The sequence below is a fragment of the Photobacterium proteolyticum genome (assembly GCF_001939735.1).
In the GTDB taxonomy this organism is placed as follows: domain Bacteria; phylum Pseudomonadota; class Gammaproteobacteria; order Enterobacterales; family Vibrionaceae; genus Photobacterium; species Photobacterium proteolyticum.
On the sequence record NZ_MJIL01000094.1, the window covers coordinates 21,521 to 45,278 of the forward strand.

At 44.1% G+C, this 23,758-nt stretch carries 20 protein-coding genes; 9 read left to right on the forward strand and 11 right to left on the reverse strand.

All coding sequences use genetic code 11. The annotated features are described in order from the left end of the window. Positions 1-122 precede the first annotated feature (122 nt). From BIT28_RS23195 to BIT28_RS23210, 4 genes are all read right to left on the reverse strand, one after another. On the reverse strand, positions 123-968 hold the full coding sequence (locus BIT28_RS23195) for an enoyl-CoA hydratase/isomerase family protein (RefSeq protein WP_075767325.1): 846 nt from the start codon (positions 966-968) through the stop codon (positions 123-125). A gap of 136 nt (positions 969-1,104) precedes the next feature. Beyond that, positions 1,105-1,794: a hypothetical protein gene (locus tag BIT28_RS23200; protein ID WP_075767326.1), complete on the reverse strand. Its 690-nt coding sequence runs from the start codon at positions 1,792-1,794 to the stop codon at positions 1,105-1,107. Next, a complete protein-coding gene (locus BIT28_RS23205) occupies positions 1,784-2,191 on the reverse strand; it encodes a hypothetical protein (RefSeq protein ID WP_075767327.1) in 408 nt (135 codons plus the stop codon). Before BIT28_RS23205 ends, BIT28_RS23200 begins: the two co-directional genes overlap by 11 nt. A gap of 3 nt (positions 2,192-2,194) precedes the next feature. Then, positions 2,195-2,968, reverse strand: a complete 774-nt coding sequence (locus BIT28_RS23210) for a hypothetical protein (protein WP_139310513.1) — start codon at positions 2,966-2,968, stop codon at positions 2,195-2,197. Positions 2,969-3,137: 169 nt separating this feature from the next. Here BIT28_RS23210 and BIT28_RS23215 point away from each other — a divergent pair, with 169 nt between their 5' ends. Further along, the gene (locus BIT28_RS23215) at positions 3,138-4,403 is read left to right on the forward strand and encodes a PDDEXK-like family protein (RefSeq protein WP_139310514.1); all 1,266 of its coding nucleotides are present in this window, start codon (positions 3,138-3,140) and stop codon (positions 4,401-4,403) included. A 110-nt stretch (positions 4,404-4,513) separates the two neighbouring features. Here BIT28_RS23215 and BIT28_RS23220 read toward each other — a convergent pair whose 3' ends face one another. After that, positions 4,514-5,086 carry a hypothetical protein gene (locus BIT28_RS23220; RefSeq protein WP_075767330.1) on the reverse strand — a complete coding sequence of 191 codons (573 nt, stop codon included), beginning with the start codon at positions 5,084-5,086 and terminating at the stop codon, positions 4,514-4,516. Positions 5,087-5,790: 704 nt separating this feature from the next. Between BIT28_RS23220 and BIT28_RS23225 the strand changes: the two genes are divergently transcribed. Both BIT28_RS23225 and BIT28_RS23230 read left to right on the forward strand, forming a co-directional pair. After that, positions 5,791-6,264, forward strand: a complete 474-nt coding sequence (locus BIT28_RS23225; protein ID WP_075767331.1) for a cell division inhibitor SulA — start codon at positions 5,791-5,793, stop codon at positions 6,262-6,264. Positions 6,265-6,461: 197 nt separating this feature from the next. Further along, the gene (locus BIT28_RS23230) at positions 6,462-7,868 is read left to right on the forward strand and encodes a basic amino acid/polyamine antiporter (RefSeq protein WP_075767332.1); all 1,407 of its coding nucleotides are present in this window, start codon (positions 6,462-6,464) and stop codon (positions 7,866-7,868) included. 69 nt (positions 7,869-7,937) lie between these two features. Here the strand turns inward: BIT28_RS23230 and BIT28_RS23235 are convergent, their stop codons facing one another. Together BIT28_RS23235 and glgC are read right to left on the reverse strand one after the other, a co-directional pair. Next, positions 7,938-8,342: a hypothetical protein gene (locus BIT28_RS23235; protein WP_075767333.1), complete on the reverse strand. Its 405-nt coding sequence runs from the start codon at positions 8,340-8,342 to the stop codon at positions 7,938-7,940. A 412-nt stretch (positions 8,343-8,754) separates the two neighbouring features. Next, complete coding sequence (glgC, locus tag BIT28_RS23240) at positions 8,755-9,975, reverse strand: glucose-1-phosphate adenylyltransferase (protein WP_075767334.1); 1,221 nt, start codon at positions 9,973-9,975, stop codon at positions 8,755-8,757. 658 nt (positions 9,976-10,633) lie between these two features. Here glgC and BIT28_RS23245 point away from each other — a divergent pair. From BIT28_RS23245 to BIT28_RS23255, 3 genes are read left to right on the forward strand one after another with little or no spacing between them, the layout of a single operon-like run. Continuing rightward, on the forward strand, positions 10,634-12,025 hold the full coding sequence (locus BIT28_RS23245) for a metal-dependent hydrolase family protein (protein ID WP_075767335.1): 1,392 nt from the start codon (positions 10,634-10,636) through the stop codon (positions 12,023-12,025). A 52-nt stretch (positions 12,026-12,077) separates the two neighbouring features. After that, positions 12,078-12,713, forward strand: a complete 636-nt coding sequence (locus BIT28_RS23250; RefSeq protein WP_245823852.1) for a DUF3299 domain-containing protein — start codon at positions 12,078-12,080, stop codon at positions 12,711-12,713. 13 nt (positions 12,714-12,726) lie between these two features. After that, complete coding sequence (locus BIT28_RS23255) at positions 12,727-13,971, forward strand: carbohydrate porin (protein WP_075767336.1); 1,245 nt, start codon at positions 12,727-12,729, stop codon at positions 13,969-13,971. Between the two features lie 159 nt (positions 13,972-14,130). Here the strand turns inward: BIT28_RS23255 and BIT28_RS29705 are convergent, their stop codons facing one another. After that, positions 14,131-14,277 (reverse strand): hypothetical protein, encoded by a 147-nt coding sequence (locus BIT28_RS29705; protein WP_175577594.1) that lies wholly within the window; start codon positions 14,275-14,277, stop codon positions 14,131-14,133. Between the two features lie 257 nt (positions 14,278-14,534). After that, the gene (locus BIT28_RS23260) at positions 14,535-16,514 is read right to left on the reverse strand and encodes a methyl-accepting chemotaxis protein (RefSeq protein WP_075767337.1); all 1,980 of its coding nucleotides are present in this window, start codon (positions 16,512-16,514) and stop codon (positions 14,535-14,537) included. Between the two features lie 572 nt (positions 16,515-17,086). Here BIT28_RS23260 and BIT28_RS23265 point away from each other — a divergent pair. Next, positions 17,087-18,034 (forward strand): TerC family protein, encoded by a 948-nt coding sequence (locus tag BIT28_RS23265; protein ID WP_075767338.1) that lies wholly within the window; start codon positions 17,087-17,089, stop codon positions 18,032-18,034. A gap of 88 nt (positions 18,035-18,122) precedes the next feature. Here the strand turns inward: BIT28_RS23265 and BIT28_RS23270 are convergent, their stop codons facing one another. Beyond that, positions 18,123-19,835 (reverse strand): L,D-transpeptidase family protein, encoded by a 1,713-nt coding sequence (locus BIT28_RS23270; protein ID WP_075767339.1) that lies wholly within the window; start codon positions 19,833-19,835, stop codon positions 18,123-18,125. Between the two features lie 519 nt (positions 19,836-20,354). Between BIT28_RS23270 and BIT28_RS23275 the strand changes: the two genes are divergently transcribed. Next, positions 20,355-21,890: a YjjI family glycine radical enzyme gene (locus tag BIT28_RS23275; protein ID WP_075767340.1), complete on the forward strand. Its 1,536-nt coding sequence runs from the start codon at positions 20,355-20,357 to the stop codon at positions 21,888-21,890. Further along, positions 21,856-22,773, forward strand: a complete 918-nt coding sequence (locus BIT28_RS23280) for a YjjW family glycine radical enzyme activase (RefSeq protein WP_075767341.1) — start codon at positions 21,856-21,858, stop codon at positions 22,771-22,773. Before BIT28_RS23275 ends, BIT28_RS23280 begins: the two co-directional genes overlap by 35 nt. Here BIT28_RS23280 and BIT28_RS23285 read toward each other — a convergent pair. Next, positions 22,770-23,717, reverse strand: a complete 948-nt coding sequence (locus BIT28_RS23285) for a LysR family transcriptional regulator (protein ID WP_075767342.1) — start codon at positions 23,715-23,717, stop codon at positions 22,770-22,772. The two genes, BIT28_RS23280 and BIT28_RS23285, sit on opposite strands and share 4 nt — an antisense overlap. Positions 23,718-23,758 lie beyond the last annotated feature (41 nt).

The following is a 23,758-nucleotide window of genomic DNA, read 5'->3' on the forward strand; positions in this document are numbered from 1 at the left end:
ATAACGGAATTAAGCTCTGACAACAATACAACCAAGCCAACACAGAAAGCGTCTATAGCTTGAATAACTGGGCAAATAGTGCCATTGGCGGCACTATCTGGCCGCCAATCCTTGATGGAAAGCTAAATTAAACGGGCCCAAAAAGGTCTTAAGCTCCATAGCGAAAAGAACATCACCGACGGGGCATATTTCTTCTTGCTCCATAAAAAACGAGATTGCTCTCTTAGAAAGTCCGCGCCTAGAAAAGCATCAGCAAGTTGTTCGGATTCCCGAGCGTTAACCTTTTTCAGATCGTCCAACTGACTTCCAGCCATAAATTGTCGCTGTTTTTTGCTAGTCACCCAATCTCGTGCAATGCGTTCAGCTTCATCCATTAATTGCTCATGGGGTACAACCTTCTGAACCAAACCGGCTTCTAACGCTTCCTTGGCCTTAGGTTTCCAGCCTTCGCTCCCCAGCATACGCTGCGCATTCTTTTCTCCCATTAGACGGGGAAAATGAACACTTGAGCACCCTTCCGGCGTGATACCCAGTGCCGCAAATGGTGTTGAGAAAGTCGCATTTTCGGACGCAATAATACTATTCGCCAAGGTGGATGCAGTAACACTGGCACCAATTGCCGGGCCATTCACAGCAATTAACAGTGGCTTTTCACAGTTAAGGAAAAGCTCAAATAAAGCCTTATTATTTTTTACGATTAACTCGCGCAATTTTTTGGGGTGCATGAGCTTAAGAGAGCCCCCCAGATTAACCCCGGCAGAATAATAATTGCCGGTGCCTGTTAGAATAACGGCTTTGACGGCCTCGTTAGTATTCGCCTTTACAAAGGCTTCACCAAGTGCATCCATCATATCCAATGTCCAACCATTGAGTTTCTTTGGTCGATTCATTGTCATGATAAGCACCCCATCGGTGAGATGGGTTAAGAGGTGGCTGGCTGCAATACTTGTTAAACTCAGGTCATTCACAATACCTTTCCCTGTTAAAACAATATCGTAACAATTAGCCTACTACATCACTATCCAAATGATAAGCAACAGAGGTCACAATAACACTATCCTAATCCTTTATACCCAAACAACCTCAAGGTGTTTATGGGAATAATTAAGGATTCTCCTTCATGTAGAACCTATCTAAACGGCTCTTCAATCCAGTTAAAATGCTGGTATCAATTTCCCGTTGTAGAACATCTGGCTCATGGTAGCTTAACAATGTATCGACAGACTTAGTCAAAGCAGGGATTAAGTGCCTATTTGTATTATCCCAATACCATCTATCGGCATTTTGCAGCAAAGTAATGAGATCACTTCTATCCGTTAAGACCTGACTAATTACAATGTTGCAATCGGTATGATAAGACGCTGTATTTTCCAGGTGTTCCGAAAAGTCCAACAACCACTCACTAGACTGAGATTCGAACATCAAGAAACAAATATCCCATTCTTTCCTTTCTTCAACTTGTTGTAATAACGCTTCCAAAGGATATAGCGGGTCGCTTTCCTGTACCTGAACATGCCCTAGCCCATCAGAGTGATAAACCGGTTCGCTAAACTCATATTGCTGCAGTAAGTGGATGGGATCATCACCATTACATGAATCTGAGCCCAGTTTCTCTGGCTGTAATGCCTGAAACTGGGTTAATTCACCGTATACCTGATCGATACGCTGCAGAAGACGAGACTTCTCATCACATCCCGCAAAATACAGTTCAGCCTTAAGTGTTGGCAATAAATCAAGCAAGGCTTTTGTTTGAACTCGAAATGTGTGTTGTTGGTTAACGATTTTATTGTTCATGCTTTTGTACCGTTAATATATATTCCGCATAAGGCGTTGCTGACACACCAATACTAATCCAGGTTTGGGAGCCCTGAACGGTTACCCTATCACCGTGTTTTTCCCTTACTCTTTCAAACCCATCGCCATACAACGAGTACCCTGCCTCACCTTCTGCTGACTCGAGCGAAATAATAAAGGAATCACCTTTAAAACCTAGGATATGGTACTTATTCTCATGCTCGCCTCCGACTATATCCTGAACCTGAAACGGCCGTGCAGGCTTTTCGATATGCACGTAGTAATAATCTCGGCTAAGGGCTTCAATGTGCCGTAAAATCTGACTGTCTGAAGCTAGTACTGGCATGGTTCGGCTAACTAGCATCAAAGATATCAGGGTCAATGTGCATCGATTCATCCGTTAACTCCCAAAAAGCACATATTCATTCTCAGTCTCGAAAAAGAACAACGGGTTATCATTGTCCAGCTCGAGCTGAAAAGCATTATGGATTAAGGGACTAATGGGAGGCTCATAATTTTCATCAATCTCAAGCCTTATTCCATTATGTATGATCCCAACATCTGGGTTGCCAGAGTTTATTAAAATATCGTCTAATGCAACGTTTATATGCCAATGAGTTTCACTCTTTACAGCTTCTGCCGGAACGATACTTTCGCAGCACATTGCCACTGAATAGATCAGCTTGTCGTCAATCAAATTATCTACATTTTCAGGACGTATCTCCTCCCAGTTCAATTCCTCCATATACCTGAGATAATGGCAGAACAGAATCACAAAGGCTTCGAGTTCGCCCTGGCACCGATGTTTTGAGAGAGTGAAGTAAAAAGGCTTGCCCACTTCGCAGATTAAGGGCTCGTAAATCAATTCTTCACCATGATGCTGATCCAGCTTCAGCATAATCTGAGTCACCATGTCAGGTTGTTCCAAAATAATTTCTAGCGGAGAGTTCCAAAACCCATCTCTATTATCTTCACCCTCTGTGTTCTCACTTTCTTGTTCAAGATCGTACAGAACCTCAAAGTTGCCGACAGGCTCGCCGGTCTCCAGCCATTCCAGCATATCCCGAATATCAGTTCGCTTGGAGGAATGAGGCAAGCGAAAGTGTAGTTCACCATCAATATCCTTAAGCAAACATTTCACTTCTTTCAGCAATTTTGATTGTTTCTCATTCAAGTCCATTCCTCACCCTTATACTCTAAAGCTCGCACCTGTGACTTTGTGATGCACGACAAAGACTCTATTAAATGTTCAGGCATAAAATCTACCAGCATAGGCAACCATTCAATAAAGCTCACAAGAACTGGCACCTGCCTGTTATGTAAACAAAAAGGAACTTCCGAACTTGCAGAACAACGCTAACAGCCCAATTAACGAAACCAATCTACTGCATCGCACTCACCTATTACTTGAACAACATCGAGCATTTTCCAATCAACAAGGAGAGCGTTTTAATATCTTCAGTATATTAAAAATGGAGCGAAAAGAAGTTGAAACCCATTCGAGATTTATCTATGAGTTACTCAACCCTCATGGACGCCACGGAATGGGGACAACTTTTCTGGAATTGTTTATCGCTGATGTCCTCTCTCTAGACAATCAGCGTGGTAAGTACACGGTAAAACGTGAAGACGGCACTGATGAAGGCCGCAGAATTGACTTTACCATTGAATCAGCAGATTCAATGATTGGCATTGAGATGAAGATTGATGCTGCCGATCAACACAACCAATTGTATGACTACTTTCTGGAGCTAAAGAAAAGAGCGACCAATAAAGAAGTTCGTCTTTATTATCTCACCCTCTTTGGTGCTCAACCAAGTACAGGCAGCCTCAATAGCCTTACTGATAAACAATATGAGCTTATTGCATTTAGCAGCCACATCGTCGACTGGCTCACGGCTTGTATTAAAGAGGCGGCAATGAAACCAGTTCTTAGGGAAGCATTAGTTCAATACAAACTTCTCATTGAGAAATTAACCGGGCAACGACAGGAATTTAAGATGGAATTGGCTAAACAACTGGCATCAAACCCTAATGACTTACAAGCAGCTCTTGCCATCGAACATGCAATTGTAAAAAGTAAGATAATGCTTCAGGAGCGTTTCTGGACAACACTCAAACAAGCTTTGGAGAGTCAGGAAAAAATCGTAGCAGTCTATGGTGGTAAATCGATAAAAGATATATCGGAGAACTACTATCAAAATAGCAAAGGTAACAAAAATATCGGACTCAAGTACCCTGTTGGGCAATACGCCGATATGAGCGTATACATGTATATCAATCTATATAGCTGGGTTCATTATGGGCTGCGTGTTTGTGATGAACATGGAAATGCTGTCAGCAGACGCGACATCAAAAACGATATTGCGCCTCTCCTACCTACTGGAAACGCTGTTAACAGCAAGAAAGATGACTGGATTACCTGTTACTACAATGATGAGCAATCTTCGCAGCCTATCGTAAAGTTCGCAGAATTTGGGGACGCTTTTGATACCGACCCTGTACTCCTTTCTCTGACCAACGAGAATGAAGTGCAGAAGCTCATCGAGAGTATCGTTTGCCATCTGTTGAAGATCGAAGAGCAGTTTTCAAAACTGCAGAAAAACTAGCTTCTCAGCCGACTTAAGATACTGTTTGATCATATGAATGAGACAGTATCTTAAGTCAATTTCAATAAGAGCCTAGTCCTAACTACGAGTATAGTCTCTGGTAACAGAGATTATCCCAATTCACCTTTTACGCTTACATCTTTTATTCCAAGGTATGACTCTATCTCGTGCTCTAAAAAAAGCGCTTGTTCACTTGTCTCCAGCCCTGAGACTAAACACGTATTCTTGCGGTCCTTTTGTATTACTCTGACCTCAAATGTCACACTCTCACCGTTCTTAGAGCTTTTCGTCACCTCTTTACAGTAAACCTGCTCAATTGAAGGTGCTGGTATAACTTTTTTTAAACCAAAAGGTATTGGTGATATTTTCGACTCAACATTACTGTGGCTAACAGTAACAGTTGTTTTGTTCAAAAAACCTGCAACAACGTAATATATTAAGCCAACGCCAACTGCCACATGACCCACAGGAAATAGATAAGTCATTATATTATCTTCAGTCAATGCGTCAAATCCCGGAAACTCTCTGTACCAATTAAACAGAAAAGCATTCCAAATAACCGCAAATCCCGCATAAAATAACGTTTTACTTGTATACCACCTACGCTCAATTGTTAGTCCGTCATAGCCCGAATTAATGGTCATTCCTTCAGGAATACCAACATTCATTCTTGCTTTTTCCACCTAAAAAACTCCTTGTTATTGATTATTGAGCGAACACTAACTAATAGTGCTTGTGTTTTTCTCAATCCAAACATGCTGAAGTACATACATAATGACGTTCCGTAAATATAATGCGATATCAAAATCACTCTGGTATTCACAAGAGTCCTGCACTCCAAATGACATCACTCGGCTATTGCCAACTGCTTGCCACGCATTCACGCTAAAAATAAGTATGCTAATAATACCAATAGACTCAATATGCAACTTGATTTGAGTCTAATTTATCAGTAAAAAAAGCCGAATTATCAGTCAGCAATTGTGAGGTTTGACACCCTCTGCTTACTGCAAGCATAAACAAGCGCCCCGTAACAGATGCAAAACCAATTACCACTGTATAAACCACTGTATAAACCACTGTATAAACCACTGTATAAACCACTGTATAAACCACTGTATAAACCACTGTCATTAGTGTGATATACCTCAATATTATCAACTCAATACATAACCAGCCCATTTTAACTTAGATACCTACTCAATTTGAGTCTGTACTAATATTCATTAATAAACAGTTGCTTATATTAAAAACCAGTCTTAGGGCGAAACTTCATTATCCATTGATTGCGATTTTAACGACAAAAAGTGCTTGCAACCCTGCCTGAATAAAACTACTGTATAGGCATACAGCATGTATAAATAACCACTAGTAAGGATGACGAACAATGACAGCACTATTTGACAACCTACAATCGGTTTCTGCATCACAAGTCTATAAATCTTCTTTTGCAACCCTTACTAGTTCACCAGCGCTTGTCCAACCGGTAAAGTGCCCTATTGAGGTTTGCTTCTCAGATGAAAAGCAGACCCAACTGGCCTACTTCCTCCGTATTTTGAAGCAGGCCAGTCAACAAAGCCGCTGGATCATGTTTATCGGTGATGAAGCCATGCTTGACAAAAACCTGCTTCAAAGCGCTGGTGTCGACTTGAACAAAGTGCTGTTGTTAAAAAATAAAAAAGGATTGTCTGATCAGGCATTAATGGAAAAGGCACTACACACAGGAAATTGCAGTGCTGTTATTGCAACGGGTGATGTTGAGGATTTCGAGTGCGCGGGCATTCGTCATGCTGCAGAAGCTGGTTCATCTTATGCTTTTGTCATTAATCGCCACAGCAAATCAAAAGTGACCATACATTAGTTAACCTGTGCAAATTCCAACCAGCAAGGAGCCACTAAATAATTATTATTGGTGGCTTTTTTGATCCAGTACAACAAACAGTGCTATTAACTGCCTTTTGAGCAATATGCGTCGCATTTCTTGTGCAATAAGCAGTGAAACCATAATAAAATGCCTAGCACGTACAAAATGTTAGTCATTTAAACCGGATCTATAAAATGGAAAAGAAACTAGGGTTGGGTGCATTAACAGCGCTCGTTATCGGTTCAATGATTGGAGCCGGAGTCTTCAGCCTTCCCCAAAACATGGCCAACGTGGCCAGCCCTGCTGCCGTGATGATTGGATGGACAATCACGGGAATCGGAATGATTTTTCTCGCACTCTCCTTTCAACATTTATCCAGACTTAAACCAGAAATTGAAAGCGGCGTATTTGGCTATGCCCAAGCCGGTTTTGGAGACTTCATTGGCTTTTGTTCAGCATGGGGCTACTGGTTGAGCGCCATGCTTGCCAATGTCTCCTACCTGGTTATTGTCTTTAGTACGCTTGGAATGCTGTTTGACCAACCAGACATGATATTGTTCGGTGATGGCAATACCTGGCTAGCCGTCGCAGGAGCATCCATTCTGCTCTGGGTAGTTCACGCTCTCGTGAAACGCGGTGTCCAAACTGCCGCAGTGATCAATATGATCACAACCATTGCCAAACTGATCCCGCTGTTTCTTTTCATTTTCTGTGCTCTGATTGCCTTCCAATGGGATACCTTTGTTTTTGACTTCACCGGCATGCATTTTGACGAGCAGCATGATTTGCTGTCTCAGGTTAAAGGCACCATGCTCATAACAGTGTGGGTATTTATCGGTATCGAGGGTGCGGTTGTTGTTTCAGGCCGAGCTAAGAGCCGCAAAGATATTGGCCGTGCAACGATATTAGGCTTACTGACCGCCCTTACTATCTATGTGCTGGTGACATTACTTTCTATGGGCGTGATCAGTACCGAACAGCTGGCTACCTATCAGAACCCGTCCATGGCGCGAGTACTGACAGAAATTTTAGGCCCCTGGGGTTCAGTCATCATTGGCTGTGGGCTATTGATTTCTGTTTGTGGCGCCTTCTTGAGCTGGACAGTATTGGCTTCTGAAGCCCCTTACCTTGGCGCAAAAGACAACATGTTCCCGAAAAGCCTAGCCCGGCAAAACAAAGCCGGCAGCCCGGTGAATGCCCTACTGCTGACAAACGGCTGCGTTCAGATTTCATTGTTTTTTGTTGTTTTTGCGGGTAGTACCTACGATATGCTGCTGGCAATCGCATCTGAAATGATTCTGGTTCCTTACTTCCTCGTTGGTGCCTATACGCTGAAACTGGCTATCGAGCGAAAGGATCGAGGCTCATTGTTCTGGGTCGGTTTGGGTGCAAGCCTTTACGGTATTTGGTTACTCTACGCGTCTGGCCTGAACTACCTGCTACTGTCCGCGTTGCTGTACTTGCCTGGGTTATATTTCTATATCAAGGCTAAGCGAGAGCAAAATACAGATATCTTTGTCGGCTCTGAGAAAGCTGCAGCCAGCCTCCTGACCGTCGCAGCATGCCTTGCAGTGGGCATGCTATGGCAGGGAATGATCTGAGTTATCACCAATCAAGAAAAAAGCCAGCTTAACAGCTGGCTTTTTATTTGATTTCAAACAACTCGGCATTTAAGGCTCAACCATGTGAACTCTCAGTTCCTCACCATTATCAGACGCCATGGTAATCCTACAACTGGCTCTGCTTTCAATCTGATCAAGCTGCTCACTTTCCAGGGCATACGGCAAAGTAATCAACAATTCGTCAATCTGTTCAGCTCGTGCCAAGCGCAGCAAACGGATCAAATTATTCGAATCACTGGTATTGGTTGACAGCACTTTTAATGCCTGCATCTGTAATTTTTCTGACTCGGTTAATTCTTTTGGCAATGAAGATGTCCATGAAATTTCAAATGCCGGAATTAACGCCTTTAATGCATCGCTAAAAGTCATCCTATGTTTACAAGATGCAGATAAGAACGATGTGTAATCAAACACGACGTTACTATTTTTTGAGATTTCAACTGATGTTTCCATAATCATCCTTAAAAGAAACATAACCACTGTTGTTGCGACTCAGTGTGACGATTGGCATCTACTTGTAACCGTATTCAACTATACGACTAACTTGTTTCTGAGGAATTGTTTATTTTTCAAAATTTGCGTCTGATCTTACTTTTATAGCCTAAAAACCAATATTAAAATACCTAACAAACAATTGATTAACATCAACAAAACTTTCAAAACACATGCTTCACGTTGCTGAAATATTGACCTAACCTACAATTTTCTTCACTTTCTTTCGCGAAACCGCATAACAAGCACAAACAAAGCAACACAGATAAAACATATGGTTAACAATTAATGTTCTATCTATTATTACTTTGCTTAATATAATTTTATGCTGATAAGATTTTATTCCCTGAAAGCATCCTTATGACTGTGTTATCTAGGAAAATTGTTGAGGCGCAGAAATAACAACCACACCATTTTCTGACACGTGAAATCGTTCTTTATCTTGCTTTTTATTTACACCAATTATGGTACCTGGAGGAATATTAACATTTTTATCTATAATACAATTTTCAAGGTGTGAGTCAGCCCCAATGGTGACGCCTTCAAATAAAATACTGTTTATCACCACTGCTGAATTTTCGATTGTAACCTGTGGAAATAATATTGAATTTTGTGCTGAACCGCCGGAAATAACGACGCCACTTGAGATAATCGAATTAATAAAAATACCCTCGTTACCAGCCGCCGATGAAACGGTACGTGCCGGAGGTAGTTGAGGCTCATAAGTACGGATCGGCCAGTCCTGCTGGTACAGTTGCAATGGCGGTTGTACCTTTAACAAATCCATGTTCGATTGATAATACGCATCAATTGTGCCGACATCACGCCAGTAGGCGTCCTGGCTTACACGTCCCTCTTCCCCACCGAACTGATATGCAAAGACACTTTGATTGTCGATTAGCCCCGGAATGATATCTTTACCGAAATCATGACTAGAATGCGGGTTGATAGCATCACTCTCTAACGAACTGATCAGAGCATCAATCGAAAAGATATAAATCCCCATAGAAACCAAACTGGAATCCGGCTTATTGGGAATAGCAGACGGGGTTTCAGGCTTTTCGGCAAACTGTGTCACCTGAAACTGATTATTGACAGCCATGACACCAAAAGAACGTGCTTCATCCCTGGGCACTTCCATACAGGCGACTGTCAACTCAGCACCTGACTCTTTATGGTGCTTCAGCATTGGTGCATAGTCCATGCGATAAATATGATCACCAGAAAGGACAACGACATACTTGGCTGCACTACGAGAAAGCAAATATAAGTTCTGGTAAATAGCATCAGCTGTGCCCTGGTACCAACTATCACCGGTACGCATCTGCGGCGGAACAGCAGTGATGTACTCACCCAGCTCGGGATTAAAGATCGACCAGCCATCACGAAGGTGCTTCTGAAGTGAATGGGACTTATATTGTGTCAGTACCAGTATCTGCCTTAATCCGGAATGCAGACAGTTCGCCAGGGTAAAATCGATAATCCGATACTTCCCGCCGAAAGGTACCGCTGGTTTTGCGCGATTATCTGTAAGCGGTGACAAGCGCTTCCCTTCTCCACCAGCCAGAATGACTGTTATGGTCTCATCTTTCATCGGATAACCCCTTTTTCGTTTGACTTGAAACATTAACAGCAAAGATCAAGCCAGTATTTGGATCCTCTTCGACTTCAGCACAACCTTGTTGCTCTTCTGCTCTAGTACCGCTTTTGGCGGACGTACGACGAACAAACACGTCGCTCCGTTGCACCATAACCGGGATGACAGTAGTGCATTGCACTTAGTTGGAGCACCATCAGTTGAATATAAAAGAAAAAGCCTTGCAAAAGTTTGATCCGAAGGCTTGTGTTAGAATCGCTGACCCACGTACGATATGGCAGTTAAGTGGTGCGAATGATTCAATGCCGTATATGAGTCTACTGACTTTAATAACTCACTTGCCAAAGATAAATTTGTTGTTCTAACCGTATTCTTTACTTTCAATTTTGCTCACATTTTCTAATGCTACTCTAATTAACCCTATAAACGTTACCAGTTTAATACTGTTGTGTTAGTCATAATTCTTATAAAAGATAATTTTATTACTTTTGATATAATTAATCATTATTGATTTATAACATAGCCTATATCCAGCATAATATTGACAAGGCTACCAGCCTAGGCTTAACTTCGTTCTGAGGCCTTTCCACTCTATTTCTCATATAGATAATCATTGTTCAAATAGCGATTAATCATTATTTACCGAGGGGTTAAAATGAAGATTTTTGTTCTTATTCCTACGCTAATTGTAATGAGCGCTATGGTTTATGCTACAGAAGAAAATCTTAGCGAAAAGCAAGTAGAACAAATTGTTTTCAAAAATGTCGCTATTTTTAATGGCATCGAAAATAAACTGTTTGAAAACCACCATGTCCTCGTTGAAGGAAATATCATCAAAACAATTTCTGCCGAGGAGATTGATTCGCGAAGCGATGCGACTGTCATTGATGGTACAGGCAAAACCCTCACGCCTGGTTTTATTGAAAACCACGCCCACTTGATGCTAATGGGACCCAACTTACCGGCCATGGAGGCCGATAAAACGTGGGAAGATTTTGCTATCCATGGCACTCGGATGGCTAAAATGTATCTCATGCAAGGCTTCACAACAGTACGCGATGCTGGTGGCGCTAACGGCGGTCTGAGAAGAGCTATTGATGCAGGAGAGATTATTGGTCCTCGTTACTATCCATCAGGAGCATTTCTTGGCACTCGAGGAGGGCACGCTGACTTTGCAAACTACTCGGCCCCTGTTGGTACGGAAACAAACTTCGGCCGCTTAAATCTTTCACAAGAAGTCGATAGCATTGCAGAGGTTAAAAAGTACGCCCGTAACAACTTTCGTATGGGCGCAACACAGCTAAAGTACATGCAATCTGGCGGGGTGGTATCTGCATTTGATCCCTGGCAGCTTCTGGCTGGTTCCCCTGAAGAGATTGAAGCCGCAGTAGCTGTTGCTGAGAGTTATGGCAGCTATGTCATGGCTCACTCTTATCGTAAAGAGGCAATCCTGAATGCGCTCGATGCCGGGGTCCTTTCTATCGAGCATGGCTTCGCTTTTGACTGTGAAATAGCTGAAAAAATGAATGAAAAAGGCGCATATATAACCACGAACCTGACAGCATTTGACCCTGGCCTGTTAGATATTCCAGCAGTAAAAAATGTCCCTTCTAGCCTGGCGAAAGCGAAATCAGCAACCGAAACATTTAAAAACTACATACCAAACATGAAGAAATGCCCGGTTAAACGAGGGTTCCAAACTGACTGTGTAGGCTCTGTCGATGCATGTAACATTCAAATCGCTTACGAAAAGCACTTAAATAACGAGTTCTTCGGCTCTTATGAATCATTAAAAACGATGACGTCAATCGGCGGGGAGATTTCTAAACTGACAGGTGACTTCACCAACCCTTACCCTAGCGCTAAATTGGGGGTAATTGAAGCTGGTGCTTATGCCGACATCCTATTGCTAGATGGCAACCCGTTAGAAAACTTTTCTGTGGTCGGTACTGGCGACAAATGGTTTGGCGCAGAAAAACGCCCGGAAAGTCCCGAGACGATTCGGCTAATCATGAAAGATGGTGTTATCTATAAAAATACTCTCTAGCTTCACCTACCTTTCGCTCTGTTGCTTTAGAAATTAGAAGTAAGGAAGCATAGTGTTGACGAGACTTATTCCATTTCTACTTACATTGGCATCTTTTAGTATTTTTGCCAATGAGATGATCACTCTTGACTGGCAAAAGCTCAGACCTGAAACGGCTCAAAATATGGTGACTCTTCCTGATCTCAGTTACGAAAACAGGCTGAAAATCCAACAAATATTCACCTTGATGAACTCTAGCTCCCAGCATGACCTGGAGCGTTTGAAATCAATGAAAGTGCAATTAAAATCGGAAGGTATCGATGCCGATGAACTGCTTGAGTTGCGAGAAGTATACATACAAACCCAGAAAAAGGCGGCGGAAACAACCACTAGGGCGTTCGATGGTAAAAAAGTTCGGATCCCTGGCTTTCTTGTCCCAATTGAATTTTCTGACGCTATGGTAACAACTGACTTTCTACTCGTACCGTTTGCTGGTGCGTGTATACATATGCCGCCACCTCCGCCAAACCAGATTATCCGCATCTCTTTCCCTGAAGGATATAAAATGAGAACGGTTCAACACCCAGTATGGGTCGAAGGAACCATCATCTCAAAGATCATGTCTGAAGAAGTCTATATTCTTGACGGCGCTAGTCACATCACTATGGGCTATAGTCTGAATGCTTCAAAAGTGTCTGATTATAGATAGTTAAAGGTAGATTATGCTACACACTAAGATCAACGTCAGCGTGGTACTGTTTGCGTCGTTGCTCCCAAGCGCTGTCTCGGCCGCAAATTTTGGTGGCCCTGATTCCGTAGACAATACTATTCAGGAACAGACTGCCCAAAAACGCTCATGGCGTGAAGAACTCGCAAAAGAAGGCGTTACTCTCGGAATCGATTATAATGCGGTTGGCTTTAATTCTGCTAATGGTAGCGAAGGGAATAGTGTGAATACCAGTGGTGGCGTGGCTCGTTTCTATGGACAGTGGGACATCGTGGGGCGTGATACTCAAAATATAGGTTCCTTAGTATGGAAAATTGAGCACCGTCATGCCTACTCTGATATCCCTCCTAAAGATTATGCCTTCCTTTCTAGCTTCAGTGGTAAAGAAAGCTTAGGCTACATAGGCCTTATTCAGCCAGCATTTAATGACCAAGGTGGTCGCCTTACGAACCTTTATTGGAAGCAACGTCTAAACAACGGTAAAACCTCATTCATTGTGGGCTTTCAGGATGTAACCGACTATGTTGATACCTACGCTCTGGCTAGCCCATGGACTGCATTCTCTAATTTAGCCTTCCAGACAGGTGCTGGAACAATCGGCCTACCAGATGATGGCCTATTGTCCCTCTCTGCAGGCCATATGATTACCAACAATATCTATGTCGTTGCGGGGATGGCGGATGCTAATGGGCGTTCGGATATTGAAGATGTGTTTGAAGGTTTTGATACTTTCTTTAACGACAACGACTTTTTTACCTCTGTAGAACTTGGCTGGACCGCCTCACAAGAACAGATATACACCGATAACATCCACCTAACCTACTGGCATATTGACCCGACATTTAATGATGACGGAAGTGCCAGGCATAGTGCCCTTACAAGCCAAGGATTGAACTACTCATTCAGCTACTTTGTCACGCCGCATATCATGCCGTTCTTGCGCGGTGGTTTCTCACTTGAGGGCGATGCTGCACTGTATGAAACCTCGATATCGGCTGGATTTGGCTACTTTTCACTAGGTGCACAAAATAATAATCTTGGCCTTGCCATTAACTGGAGTCAGGCAAACAAAGAGGCTTGGGGAACGAATGATAGCCAATCCGTCGTAGAGGTCTTCTACAACATGCAGTTTGGCGACTACTTTCAGCTCACTCCGGATCTACAGTGGATCAATAACCCGCTGCTTTCAGGCGAAAGCAATGCCTTTGTTCTTGGCCTTAGAGGGCGAATATTTATTTAGCATGTTGAAGTATGTCTAAGACATTAATCGTATGTAAGCGCTTTACTGTTGATACGGCTTATGGACGTTCAACGCTCACCAGGCTGCTGACTTTTTCCTCACAAGCAAAGGGGATGGCTTTGACCATCCCCTTTACGTTAATTCAACCTGTGCTGAGCTCTATCGTCGGTCGTCCGACATTACATCATCTTCAATATGCCGGTAGTCACCTTTCTCCTGCTGCTCCCACCTTGCATCCAGCGACGCCAGCTCCTTTTTCATTTGAGATAACTCGCGCTCCATATAAGAAATATTCCGAATCAGCATTTTTCTTTCCATAATCTATTCCCTATGAAATTAGGCTCATTATGACAATATCAATTTGAATGGATCAAAACGCGGCTATCTATTCAAGAATCTTTTTTTGCACTGATTAAAAAACTAGCATTCAGTATCGGTTAAGTATTGTATCAATTTGAAGTTTTGCCAGTTTAAAACAGCTTTCCCAGAAAGATAAAAGCCCGCAACGATGACAGTCACGGGCTTACCGTTATAGGTTTTCAATACTCAGAGGAACAAGTTAACTACACCTTGAACTGGTTTATCGCCTTTTGTAGCTCCCCGTTATTATGATTGAGCTGCTGAGTTTCACTCACCGCCACCTCCATCTGGGCGCTGGTTTCATCAGCCATATCATTAACACGATTAACATTGCGGCCGATCTCCTGAACCACTTCAGTCTGCTCGGAGGTCGCGCAGGCAATCTGCTCTGTCTGTGCCTGGATGTTTGAAATGGCGCTCATAATTTGATCCAGTACCTCACCGACGTTTCGTGACTCCGTGGTTGTCTGCTCAGCCTGAGTTCGATTACGCCCCATCACAGAAGCCACGTTTTGAGTATTAGACTGCAATTGCTCGATGATTTTCCGAATATCAACAGTCGACTGCTGCGTCTTGCTGGCAAGGCTGCGTACCTCATCGGCAACAACGGCAAAGCCTCGGCCATATTCACCCGCACGGGCTGCTTCAATCGCCGCGTTCAAAGCCAGCAAGTTCGTCTGATCAGCAATGTCACTGATAACACCGAGAACCTGACCAATCTGATCAGCGTCATGACGAAGATTCAGTACGAGTTCTTCGGCATTGAAGATCTCTTCCGACAACAGTTCTACATTCCTGATAGCCGACAGCACTGTGCTATGGCTTGTAGAGACCAGCCCTTCAGCATCTTGGGTCATGGTACGCGTTTGCTCGGCGTTTGCGGAAATCTCACGAACGGCGTGCCCCATTTCAGTAGCGGCGGTAGCAATCTGGTCCAGCTCATCTTTTTGCACCTGAACAGCATCATTGGTTGCCTTGATAGTCTGTTCCATCCCGCGACTGTTCTGCTCTACATGACCGGCCAATTCACGGCTATGTTTAATCAAACCTTGGATCTTGCAGGCAAAATCATTAAATGCCACAGCAACGCGGCCAATTTCATCTTCACGCTCCATGCTCAGACGCTGGGTTAAATCACCGTCACCATGAGCGATATCCCGCATAGCCATCGCCGCTTGATTCAGCGGAGCCAAAGATTTCATGCAGAACAAGCCCAACGCACCCGCCAGCACCACTACACCTAATACTGCGAATATAATGGCTTGCGTTCTGGCGGCACTGACCGGCTCTTCGACCATAGACATAGGCACCATCAGAGCAAGTTTCCAGTCCATTTTCGGGTAGTCAAGAGCAATATCCTGAATGGCCACCAGCTGCTTGTGTCCCTGCCACTCGACTTCCGAGAACCAGGTGGCCGTATTGTGTTCAGCCAGCCGCAACTGTGAGAACCCTGCATTTTCTCGATCAAGCTTTTCTAGTGTAAGCTCTTTAACTTGCTCAGTATCCATGCCTGAAAACAGCATCACATCGCCATTACCGTTGAATAAAAAAGGCGTTCCTTGACCTAAATAACGCGTTTCATCCAACAGGGCTTTTTGCAAAGCGGTAATTTTTATGTCGGCTCCACCGATGAATTTTAATGCACCTGAGCTATCATAAATAGGCATATAAATAGCACCATTTAGATTACCGTTTCGCACATCGATCGCCGTTGTCAACCAGGAACCTTTATTATTTAGCGTTGTTTTCCACCATGGACGCTTCTTTAAATCAACACTTGGATCAAAATATCGCCCAGAGGAATCAAAATACTCTCCCGTTTTATCCAAAGAGAAAAACAAGCTGAATAAATTAGAGTCTATTTCATTCATCCTGTTTATGTATTTCAATATTGAATTGTATTCCTTTGAATCTAATGACTCTTCGTGATTATTTCTTTCCTCGATAAAGTCCTGCAAATCAGGACCATTAAGAAATGTATCTACAACTGCCTGATACTTAAGGATATAACCTTTTGCAAACTGAGCTTTTTCGCTCACTTGCGTCGCTAATCCATTACGAATATTGGTTTGCGTCAAGTCTGAAATTTTATTCACCGCCATCCAGGTACCAATTGATGCAATGAGTAAGACCAATAACGAAACACCCGTTATTATTTTCTTAACAAGAGATAAACTTGCCATTTCTAAGCCTTCACCTTCAAAAAATAGCCGAAAAACACCTAAGGAGCATGCCGCGCACAATTGTTAAGGAAAAGGTTGAAAAAGATGTAATTATTAATTCCCTAACAATTACAAAGAATACTAACAGTAAATCCATAAATACCAGTTAGCTATTATAATAAGAATGTGTGCTTATTTATTGAAATTATGATCGACATCACGAACAATAATATCACAGTTATTTTTCGGCTTTTCCTGATGCATTGGAATGCTTTCCTATGTACATTCGGTTTGTGCTCTCTGCCGCTAAAAAACGTGAGAGAGAGGAGAAATAATGATAGCGCTCATCCCGAAGTTCTCATAAAATCCCCCTGTTTGGGGAGTAGTCACCAATTGTTCGCCTGTCGTCATCCCGAAGCATCATGCTTCCGGCAGTCGAGAATGGATTTGCTTGTTATTTCATGACATTTAGCACCATTCTGACGAGACCAACGCCATTATTTATGCACACTTGTGCTGTGTTGTAATGCGCGGAAGGTCAGGCTTTTCTTACGTCACCCGTCCCTTCCGCGCGCATTCGGAAGGAGAAAACCATGAGCCTTTTTAGCTATGAAGGGTTCGCTGTTCTAACTGTCATCATGCTGGCGCTGGACTTGTACCAAACCCGTGGCGGTAAGGTCACTATCAAAAAGGCCGCTATCTGGAGCCTATTCTGGGTTGCACTCGCTTTGGCCTTTAATGTTGTGCTCTATCTGTATTGGCAGCAAATGGCCCCAAACAGTAGTTATAGCAACAGTGAGGCTGCAACGGCTTTTCTGACAGGCTATCTATTGGAAAAATCGCTCAGTGTCGACAACCTGTTCGTATTTGCCCTGATCTTCGGTCAGTTTGCCGTCCCTGAAGCGATTCGTCCCCGGGTACTGATGCTTGGCGTGGTCGGCGCACTAATCCTTCGCGGGATCATGATTGCAGTCGGTGCCGAGCTATTGACCCAGTTCCACTGGGTACTCTATGTGTTTGCTGCATTCCTGCTATATACGGGCTATAAATTATGGCGCGAAGATGACGACGAGCAAGAAGACTTCTCGGATTCGGCACCAGTTAGGCTGGTTAAGAAATGCTTCCGGGTAAGTGATAACTATCAGGGTACGAAAATCCTTATCAGGGATAACAAAGGCTGGATAGCGACACCGCTAATGATTGTTATCGCCGTTATTGCACTGACAGATGTGATGTTTGCTCTGGATTCGATCCCGGCGATCTTTGCGGTAACCAAGGAACCATTTCTGGTATTAACTGCAAACGTGTTTGCCCTGCTCGGACTGCGTTCATTGTACTTTGTTCTAGAAGGTATGCTGACACGGTTTTGTTACCTGCGTCCGGCGCTTGCGTTCATCCTCAGCTTTATTGGTATCAAAATGCTGTTGATGGAAACCAACTGGGCTATCCCGACACCTATTTCGTTGTTTGTCATCATTCTGACAATATCGACAGCGATAATTGGCTCGCTATGGAAAACACGAACCGCAACGGCTTCGTAATAAAAAGCTAGCTAGGGTATACACTAAAGCCTGAACTCTATAAGGGATCAGGCTTTTTCCTTGCTTTTCCCTGGTGAAATCAGGCTAACTAATACCTGAAGTCTTTCAAGGTGATATATTGCGGCTCGACACTCTTCTCTCCGGGACGATCATAGCCATAAATATCCTCACGCAACTGGAGCTGCTCATTTTCATCAACCCAGGCTGTCAGATACATGAAGTCAACATTTACCCTTCGTGCCAGACTCACCGTGTCTTGTTGCTCATCGCTGACCATCTTATGGTAAGGCGCAATTCCGTCACGACGTTGATGCTGCAAGATTAACTCTGCCAGTTCATCGGCTTTCTCTACTCTTACGCAACCGGAACTAAAATTGCGCCTTTTCTTGTTAAACAGGCTTCGTGCGGGCGTATCATGCAAAAACACGGAGTAGTCATTAGGCATCAGAAATTTCACCTTTCCCAATGCATTGGCCGGTCCTGGCCCTTGCTGAAACTCGTAGGGGAAGGTCTCAGGATCCACCGTGCTCCACTCGATCTGCTCTGGCAAGATAACGCTGCGATCTCGCCAGCTTTTGACGATCTTTAAGTTCTTCTCAACCAAGTAATTGACTGATTCTTTCACCTTCGGTATGACATCTTCCTGCTTAATGGTCGTGGGCACATTCCAGTAAGGGTTAACGACCATGGTATTGAGCGAAGATGAAAACAAATATGTTGGCCGGCTTGTTCTGCCAACGATCACCTTCGATTCAAAAAGCACCTGGTCTTGCTGAGTCATCCTTAGCATATAGTCCGGAATATTAACTTGAATTAACGGCCTGTCTGCCGCTTTGGTTCCGAAACGACTTCGCTGCAAATTCAGGGCAATTACCCGGGCAACCTCTGAATAAGGCAAGGCAAGCTGTCTCGCTGTCGCCGGACCGATAACACCGTCATCTTCGAGCCCGTTCCGGCGCTGGAACGCTTTAATGGCATAGGTGACCTCGCCTGTATTCCTGATCTCCTCATGATCACTCAGTACCTCATAATCAATTTGGCTAATGTCGCCATAGCTATAGAGCACATCAAGCAGCAAATGACCTTGAACGATGGGTTGATCCTCTTTGATCAAACGCTTGTTCCCGGTGAAAATCAATTGGTGAGGAGTCTGGCTGTGAAGCCGCTCGGCAAGTGCAACCGAGCGTTCGAAGCGCTTGGTTTGGGGACGAAGACGATTGAGCTCATCCCTTATCGATGCAGCAGATAGTGAATGATGTCGCTCGATAGATATACCCGAAGGAACCGTTAAATAATGGTGCTTAAACAACAAACTAGGGGTAGCTTGTATCTGGGCAATGATTGCCTGGTAGACCAACAGAGAATCCGTGGCAAGAAGATCAAAGCTTCGTAGATCATGGAATTGAGCAAGGCTCTCAAGTTCAAAAAGGCGCTTAGCCAATCCCGGAACCAGTTCGGCATAAACCAATGACTTCAACTGAACCAAAAGTTCTTGACGTGATGCGTCGTCTGTCCAAATTGGAAAGTAGTCATTCTCCGCATAGATTGTTGCAACAGCGGCAGGGAAGCAGACGTTGTAAGCATAATGATTAGATTGGATGGAATCCCGGCATAACTGATTTTGACTGGTTAATTCGTGCTGATTAAGCAACTGCCAACCTAACTGACTGCGAGCTGCCTGAGTTTGACTGGCTTGACTTTGACTTGATTGGCTTTGGACGGCCATCACTACCGGGCTGGCTACCATCATAAGGGAAAACAAACTAAACCCAAGTCGAGTTGTCTGAATCATTTTGAACATTATATACAGTCCTTAGTTTAAGGAAGAATGCGCTTAATGCTCTCAGTCCATGATTGCTTTAATCATATAATTACCAGTCTAATTACGACATCCTATATAATTAGTCTGTATGTGAAAATTTAGTCAAGAAAATCACATTGTGACAAGTTTATAGTTCCACCACCTTCACAGATAATAATATTCCACTTTAATATCAACAAGTTAAAACACACAATAAAATTATTAACTTAATTCGATAATTAGTACTTTTTTATTATTAATAACATGGGCAATAGTAATTTTTGATTAATTTATCCCTTTCGTTTCTATTACAAAAATACTCATTAGTATTAAATGAAGGTTTATACACTATTCATTTCGAAAAATAACAACCAGTACGAGGTAACTTGGGTATAAGTGAATTTGTGACCCTTGAATGCGGATTTCCATTTTGCAAAAGCAAGCTTTTCAGACTTTCACTTCAGGAAATCAATCAAAAACGGTAGTGTGGTAACCATAAGTTTCAAATGGGTATTAGTTATGACCATTCAGGCAAAACTCCACCAAATCGTCACCGATCCTACACTGACACCAAAGCAGAAATCTTCCTATCTGGCTTTGGAGGCCGATGCCAGTCTTCCCAATGTTCCAGTTACTTACGCAGTTAAGGCCGCAATGGATGAAGGCATCATCTGTGATATGTTCGAAGGCAACGCGCCGTTCAAACCTCGTTATGTTTTGCCTGACTATGCCAAGTACCTTCAACAAGGTTCTCGATATTTAGAGCTATCGGCACCTAAAGATCTCGATGAAGCAATTAACGCCCTGACGATTATCTACCACCATGTTCCATCGGTCACCAACATTCCGGTATACCTCGGACCACTCGACGACTTACTGATGCCCTTTGCCGAAGGGGTCGATGAAGACACCCTTTATCGAAAACTAAAGCTATTTTGGATCATGCTCGATCGCACCCTGCCCGATGCCTTCATGCATGTTAATATTGGACCAACAGACAACATTGTCTGCCGTACCATCCTTCGCATTGATGCAGAACTGAAGCAGGTAGCGCCAAATTTAACCTTTATGTACGACCCGACAGTCACGCCGGATGAGCTACTTCGGATCGCAACAAAGAATATCTGCGAATGCAGCAAGCCACATATCGCCAACTATCCGGTACATGCCAATACCTATGACGAAAAAGGGTTTGGTATTGTAAGTTGCTACAATTCGCTCCCGCTGGCTGGTGGAGCCAACACTCTCGTTAGAATGAACTTGAAAGAAGTCGCCCTCAAAGCGCAGAGCCAGGAAGACTTTTTCTCGAAAGCGCTGCCACACTACGCCTCACTTATGTACGAACTGATTGAAGCCCGTTCGGCCTTCTTGCACCAAGACTCTCACTTCTTTGATAGCTTCCTGGTCGACGAGCAGCTAATCGATGAATCCCGATTCGCCCCTATGTTCGGAATATACGGTATGGCCGAGGCCGTTAATATTCTACTCGAAAAAGACCAGGTCCAAGCAAGCTACGGCCATGACGAAGTAGCCAACAAGCTTGGTTATCAGATTTCATCAGCACTGAACAAGATCGTCAAAACAACGCCAGTGACATACGGCTACAATGATCGCGCGCTGCTACACGCTCAAGGTGGGATCAGCCTCGATCTAGATGTCACACCGGGAGTCCGCATACCTTACGGCACAGAGCCGGATCCTGTCAGCCATATTCAGGCTCTTGCCGAACACCACCAATATTACACATCTGGTATCAGCGATATTATCACTATCGATGAAACGGTGAAGTCCAACCCCGAGGCGATGTACCAGCTTTGTAAAGGTGCACTAAGCCTGGGTATGCGTGAGTTTACCGCCAACGTTGATTCGAATGATTTGATCCGAGTAACAGGCTATATGATCAAGCTTTCGGATATTGCCAAGTTCAAAGAAAACGGCTCGCGCACCAACACCACCGGTCTTGGCGCAGAAGCAGCCAGCAATACCGGCATCTTAAACCGCAAACCAAGAGTCGCTTCGCATGAGCAATCGCCTTGCTACTGCAACGGTCAGTAAAATACTGCCCTTCTCTTGCGTTGACGGGCCTGGCAACAGGCTCGTCATTTTCCTGCAGGGCTGTAACTTCGATTGCAAGAACTGTCATAACCCACATACCATCGGGCTATGTGATCATTGCGGTGACTGTATCGAGCATTGCCCATCTAATGCGCTTAGCATGGTTACAGACGCAAAAGGAAAAGACCAAATACGCTGGAACAACGATGCTTGCACCCATTGTGATACCTGCCTTGCTGTCTGCCCTCGCCAGTCGAGCCCGAAAACACGGCAGTATACCGTTGATGACATGCTGGCAGTCATTCGCAAGAATTGCCTGTTCATTAGCGGCATTACGGTTACAGGCGGCGAAGCGACCTTGCAACTTAATTTCATCATTGAGCTTTTCCAGGCAATAAAATCGAATTCGGATCTTCAGCATCTAAGCTGCATGATTGACAGTAACGGCAGCCTGAGCGAAACCGGCTGGAAAAAAGTTATCCCATATATTGATGGTGCGATGATCGACTTGAAGGCCTGGCAGGAAGACACTCACCGCTGGATAACCGGCCGTGATAATCACAGGGTATTTGAGTCAATCCACTTACTCAGTCATCACAACAAACTGCACGAGCTTCGTCTATTAGTTATTCCGACTATTACCGACTTCGAGACAGAAATTGCAGCACTGGCCGACTATCTCGTCATGTTGCCTGATGAGAACACCCGCATCCGCCTCAATGCCTTCCAGCATCATGGCGTTTCGGGCGAAGCACTGAGTTGGCCTACATGTAGCAAAGAAGAGATAACAGCATTTGCCGAGCAACTTACCCAGTTAAGCGTGAGAAATGTGGTTTTGCCAGCAGTTATCCTAGAAAGCCAGGCAGATAATGAAAATCACTAATTCTCTATTTCCTCTGTTGCCTCTGCCTCCCGGCAGCACTCCAGAATCTGCTCGTATAACCAACGATGTGCGGGATCATTCATACTGGGCTGGTGCCACACCAAACTGTATGACACCTCGCCATAATTGAACGGAAGAGGTTTGGTGATCAGGCCTTTTGCCTGCATCGCTGTACTCGCCCACCGCTTTGAGCAGGTAAACAACAAATCGCTGTGATGGCACATTAATGCCGCACTGCCAAAATCAGCAACGTTTATTGCAACCCGACGCTTACGGTGTTGCTGCGCCAACTGCATTTCAAAAAAAGGGACACTCAAGTCCTGATCCATGATGCTGACATGACCATAGCTGAGGTAGTCATCAATGCTTAATGACTTCTCGACCAACGGGTGTGCCGGATTCATCAGGCACACCATCTCATCATCGATCAGCGTTTCCCACACCAAGTTATTCTGGGAGCTTGGCGGCTGACTACGATCATGCGGCAGCATAATGAAATCAAGCTGCCCTTTTGTCAGCCCCTCAAAGCCCATACTGTCCTTCGACCAGATTTCCAACCGCAGATCCGGTGCCTGTGCCAGCACTCTGGCACTCAGCTTGGCAGCAAGCAGCTCAAAGGTACTTTCCCGCATCGCAAGAGAAAAGCGCCCTTCGTAACGGGACGGATCAAACGCTTCCTGAGTCAGCATCTGATTCATCTCGTTGATCATCTGATGAACTGTTGGCCCTAACCGACGCGCCAGCGGCGTGGCCACAAGCTGATTGCCATGGCGATAAAAGAGCTCGTCATTGAGACTTTCCCGGAGCTGTGCCAAGGTTTTGCTTACGGAGGAAGGACTCAGGCACAAGCGCTCTGCACTGGCTGTTACGCTCAGCGTATCCAGCATCACATGCAGCGTGACCAGGTGTTTCATACTGATTCGGGAAAGCTTAATCAAATCCATAGATAAACAAGGCTCGGAGACAAAAAAGCCAGCTGGTAACC

Bases quoted from the DNA above. Each gene is read 5' to 3' on its own strand.
- BIT28_RS23285 (WP_075767342.1), bottom strand. From the start codon at position 23,717: ATGGATTTGATTAAGCTTTCCCGAATCAGTATGAAACACCTGGTCACG.
- BIT28_RS23230 (WP_075767332.1), top strand. From the start codon at position 6,462: ATGGAAAAGAAACTAGGGTTGGGTGCATTAACAGCGCTCGTTATCGGT.
- BIT28_RS23270 (WP_075767339.1), bottom strand. From the start codon at position 19,835: ATGTTCAAAATGATTCAGACAACTCGACTTGGGTTTAGTTTGTTTTCC.
- BIT28_RS29705 (WP_175577594.1), bottom strand. From the start codon at position 14,277: ATGCTGATTCGGAATATTTCTTATATGGAGCGCGAGTTATCTCAAATG.
- BIT28_RS23200 (WP_075767326.1), bottom strand. From the start codon at position 1,794: ATGAACAATAAAATCGTTAACCAACAACACACATTTCGAGTTCAAACA.
- BIT28_RS23205 (WP_075767327.1), bottom strand. From the start codon at position 2,191: ATGAATCGATGCACATTGACCCTGATATCTTTGATGCTAGTTAGCCGA.
- BIT28_RS23255 (WP_075767336.1), top strand. From the start codon at position 12,727: ATGCTACACACTAAGATCAACGTCAGCGTGGTACTGTTTGCGTCGTTG.
- BIT28_RS23265 (WP_075767338.1), top strand. From the start codon at position 17,087: ATGAGCCTTTTTAGCTATGAAGGGTTCGCTGTTCTAACTGTCATCATG.
- BIT28_RS23235 (WP_075767333.1), bottom strand. From the start codon at position 8,342: ATGGAAACATCAGTTGAAATCTCAAAAAATAGTAACGTCGTGTTTGAT.
- BIT28_RS23245 (WP_075767335.1), top strand. From the start codon at position 10,634: ATGAAGATTTTTGTTCTTATTCCTACGCTAATTGTAATGAGCGCTATG.
- BIT28_RS23275 (WP_075767340.1), top strand. From the start codon at position 20,355: ATGACCATTCAGGCAAAACTCCACCAAATCGTCACCGATCCTACACTG.
- glgC (WP_075767334.1), bottom strand. From the start codon at position 9,975: ATGAAAGATGAGACCATAACAGTCATTCTGGCTGGTGGAGAAGGGAAG.
- BIT28_RS23260 (WP_075767337.1), bottom strand. From the start codon at position 16,514: ATGGCAAGTTTATCTCTTGTTAAGAAAATAATAACGGGTGTTTCGTTA.
- BIT28_RS23280 (WP_075767341.1), top strand. From the start codon at position 21,856: ATGAGCAATCGCCTTGCTACTGCAACGGTCAGTAAAATACTGCCCTTC.
- BIT28_RS23225 (WP_075767331.1), top strand. From the start codon at position 5,791: ATGACAGCACTATTTGACAACCTACAATCGGTTTCTGCATCACAAGTC.